Origin of the sequence: Xanthomonas sp. 3793 (assembly GCF_024806835.1) — a bacterium.
Lineage (GTDB): Bacteria > Pseudomonadota > Gammaproteobacteria > Xanthomonadales > Xanthomonadaceae > Xanthomonas > Xanthomonas arboricola_F.
On the sequence record NZ_JANTYU010000013.1, the window covers coordinates 1 to 2,965 of the forward strand.

The 2,965-nt window shown below is 58.5% G+C and carries 4 protein-coding genes and 1 pseudogene; 2 read left to right on the forward strand and 3 right to left on the reverse strand.

The genetic code is table 11. The features are described from left to right. Positions 1–92 precede the first annotated feature (92 nt). Positions 93–425: pseudogene (locus FHY18_RS21960) on the reverse strand (type IV secretory system conjugative DNA transfer family protein); the annotation flags it as partial. Positions 426–580: 155 nt separating this feature from the next. Beyond that, entirely contained in the window at positions 581–922 is a 342-nt protein-coding gene (locus FHY18_RS21965; RefSeq protein ID WP_259160071.1) for a helix-turn-helix transcriptional regulator, read from the reverse strand. Positions 923–1,157: 235 nt separating this feature from the next. On the opposite strand from FHY18_RS21965, the gene FHY18_RS21970 reads away from it, so the two are divergent. Both FHY18_RS21970 and FHY18_RS21975 read left to right on the forward strand, forming a co-directional pair. Next, on the forward strand, positions 1,158–1,475 hold the full coding sequence (locus tag FHY18_RS21970; protein WP_259160079.1) for a hypothetical protein: 318 nt from the start codon (positions 1,158–1,160) through the stop codon (positions 1,473–1,475). A gap of 48 nt (positions 1,476–1,523) precedes the next feature. After that, positions 1,524–1,916 carry a hypothetical protein gene (locus tag FHY18_RS21975; RefSeq protein WP_259160072.1) on the forward strand — a complete coding sequence of 131 codons (393 nt, stop codon included), beginning with the start codon at positions 1,524–1,526 and terminating at the stop codon, positions 1,914–1,916. Between the two features lie 225 nt (positions 1,917–2,141). Here the strand turns inward: FHY18_RS21975 and FHY18_RS21980 are convergent, their stop codons facing one another. Then, the gene (locus FHY18_RS21980) at positions 2,142–2,897 is read right to left on the reverse strand and encodes a MobA/MobL family protein (protein ID WP_259160074.1); all 756 of its coding nucleotides are present in this window, start codon (positions 2,895–2,897) and stop codon (positions 2,142–2,144) included. Positions 2,898–2,965 lie beyond the last annotated feature (68 nt).

Here is a 2,965-nt window from a genome sequence, read left to right on the forward strand (position 1 = left end):
AACTCCGCCGTGAACCGCTGCCGCTTCTGCATCGAACACCTCCGTGCGAGGATTGTCCTCGCTTTCAGGTGTCCGAGTTATCAGGGGTGGCTCAGCATGTCCTTCTTGGCCAGATCACTGCCGGAGGCAAAGCGCGCGTCGCCATGCAAGGCGGCCGCCTTTGGCTTGAACAACGGGATCAGCAGTGCGACCCAGGCCAGCAGCGGCACACCGAAGCCGAGGGCGCCAGCCAGCTTGATCATGGTGGCATAGGGAGCGAACTGCGGGAGTTCGAGCGCTTGGACGTAAGACCAGTAGGTGCCGACGGTGAGGGGACCGGCCACCTTCAACAGCATCAAGATCAACTGACCCGAAAGGTAGACCCCTGCTGTGAGGGCGAAGAGCAAGAGCACGGTGGCGACACTGAGCTTGATCTTGCCGGTCATGACGCGCTGCCTTCCATCGGTGATCCCTGGCTTGTTTGAAAATGACCGTCCGCTCGCAAGATTACAGGATCACACCGCCCGCTCAGATCGGTTGCAAATTGGCATCTGTGTAGGAATTTTCTGACGGTGCCAAGACATGAGCGAGGCCCGATACACTATGAGCTGGGTGGATCGCTGCGCTGGGCTTTGAGCTGCAATTCGACGACGACTTTTCGCTGCTCTTCGACGGAGAGCTTCGCGAGCGCTTGGATCGCCTCTGCCACCTCATCGGTCTCGGCGAAGAAGGCAGCCAGTGGCATGCCGAGGGCATCGGCCAGGCGCTTGGCGGTGCGCAAATCACACTCGTTGACGCCCTTCTCGTAACGATTGATACGCGTCCTGGCCACCTCAGGTGCCAGTCCAGCGGCAACCCCCAAGGCTTCCTGGGTCAGCTCGGCCTTCTGGCGCGCGAGACGGAGGCGGTTGGCGAAGATGAGACGAGCGTCGTCCAGATCCAAAATGTGACCACAAGCATGCAATGACGTGTTTGAGCATGAGGTCTCCGACTTGCCTTGTCTGTTACTTTATCAGTAACATGGTTCCGTCAGCCAATCAACTGCGACTGCCAAGCACCAACACCGGTCATTCCTGCCGGTGTGCGGAGGCTTGCAGTCATTGAGCATGCCGGCAATCAGCGCATCCGAACCTATCGGTCTGGTGGATCCCCAGCGCTCTTCCCTTCCTCTTTTGGAGATGCACATGTCAAAGCTTTGTTTCGCCCTGGTTGGCCTGATGTCGGTCTGTTTGGCCAGCTGCTCTGGCGGTGGCCCTGCTGAGACTGAGCGGGAGCACGCTTTTTTGCAGTTCGTCAAAGCGAACAGCAACGAAGAGGCGCGCATCGAAGACTTCGAGAGTAACCAGTGCACGAAGGCAGAAGGTGCGCCCAGCTACACCTGTGACGTAAGCGCCAAGGTTGAAGCCATGGAGCGGGACTTTGGTCATCAAATGGATGGGGTCTACACCTTCACCAAGGTGGGCGGCACTTGGAAGATCACCGGCCGCGTCCAATAGCCACCGTTGGCAATCAACGATGGTCCCATTCTGTTCTCAGGAGTTCACATGACCGTTAGCACGTTTGTCATCTTGCTTGCCCTGGGCACAGCGGTGCTGGTCGCCGTTGCCGTCAATCGGGCTGACCGATTGCGCAACCAGCGGGAGGTCTTTGGTCGGGAGTTTGATCGCTCCTATTTTGGGCGACAAGGAGCTTTGGCGATCTCGATTGAGCGGTCGCGGTTGAAGATTCGTGTCGGCAGGACAGTGAAGATCTACCCGTTGATGGATGTTCGCTCTTGGGAGAAGCACTGGCACAACTCAAGGCGGGAAGGAACGATCACGGTCAGCGTTCGAGATGTGGACCATCCAGTCTGGACGATCAAGTTCGGCAGCGAGCGCGAGATGAACCAGTGGTATGAGATCTTGAATCAGGCGATCAATGAGGGCGAGAAGCTCTGACCGCTCGTTTTGCAAGCGGCTAGGGGCGGCTTGACGAAGAGCCGCTTTGTGCTACGAATCAAGTGCATCAGCCACTTGGATTCTTCGCCATGCATCCTTCCGTCAGCCAGCAAGCCTTACCTCTGGACCACCAAGAACATCAACTCCGCCAAGCCCATGTTGAAGGCTGGATCGCCCAACAGCATGCGGCTGGCTTTGGCGTTGACCAGCACATGGCCAACGCCCTCAATGCGTATCTTGATGGCCGCTTCGATCTTCTTGGTTTGCTGACAGAGCTTCGTCGTCCCTACCTGAACTGAGCCCGCCAGTGGGTGACAGCATGATGGGCATCTGCGCCGCCGAAGCCTCATCAACAGAAGTGTCCATGTCCGGCCCATGACGCTCTCGCTGGGCCTGCTCCGCCGTGTGGCCATCCGGCACGCTCAACAGTCGCCCCTCTTGGCGGTAGCGGGACAGAAGCTGCTCGAAGCCTTCCTGGCCTTGGACATAGATCCCGTTGCCTCGCATCGCCCCTAAGCGTTCCGTCAAGGGCCGATGCTCAACCGATTTGCCAATGCCAGCTTGGGCAAGGTGTGCATTGATCCGGTCAGCGATCATGGCCCGGATCCACTCGACTTCCTCCTTGCCATTCATTCGCCCGTCTAGCACACGCGTCTTTGTCGTCAGTCCCGACGCTTCCATCTTTCGCGTCGTGGCAAGCAGATGGCAATAGAAGTATCGCGGATCATCTTTGGTCGGGCGATGGTGGCTGGCCTGCAACGCAAAGCCAAAGCGCTCGATCAGGCGATGTGCAATATCGAGCACCAACTCCCAGCGCGTGGGGTCATCGAGTTCGTGCGGCAGCGCAACCGCGAAGTCGCGGCAGACGGTGCTGTTGCAGCGTCGCTCTGCCGCTTCTGCAGCGGCCCAAAGTGCTTGCGGGTCATCCGCCCATGCCGGCGAACCAGGTGGTGCTGTCGACTCCCCGTAAAATTGATCCATCCATAGTTAGAGGTCTCCGGGCACACTAGCCACCGAGGAGACCAACGATGCGCAAAAGCAAATTCACC

Bases quoted from the DNA above. Each gene is read 5' to 3' on its own strand.
- FHY18_RS21970 (WP_259160079.1), top strand. From the start codon at position 1,158: ATGCACATGTCAAAGCTTTGTTTCGCCCTGGTTGGCCTGATGTCGGTC.
- FHY18_RS21975 (WP_259160072.1), top strand. From the start codon at position 1,524: ATGACCGTTAGCACGTTTGTCATCTTGCTTGCCCTGGGCACAGCGGTG.
- FHY18_RS21980 (WP_259160074.1), bottom strand. From the start codon at position 2,897: ATGGATCAATTTTACGGGGAGTCGACAGCACCACCTGGTTCGCCGGCA.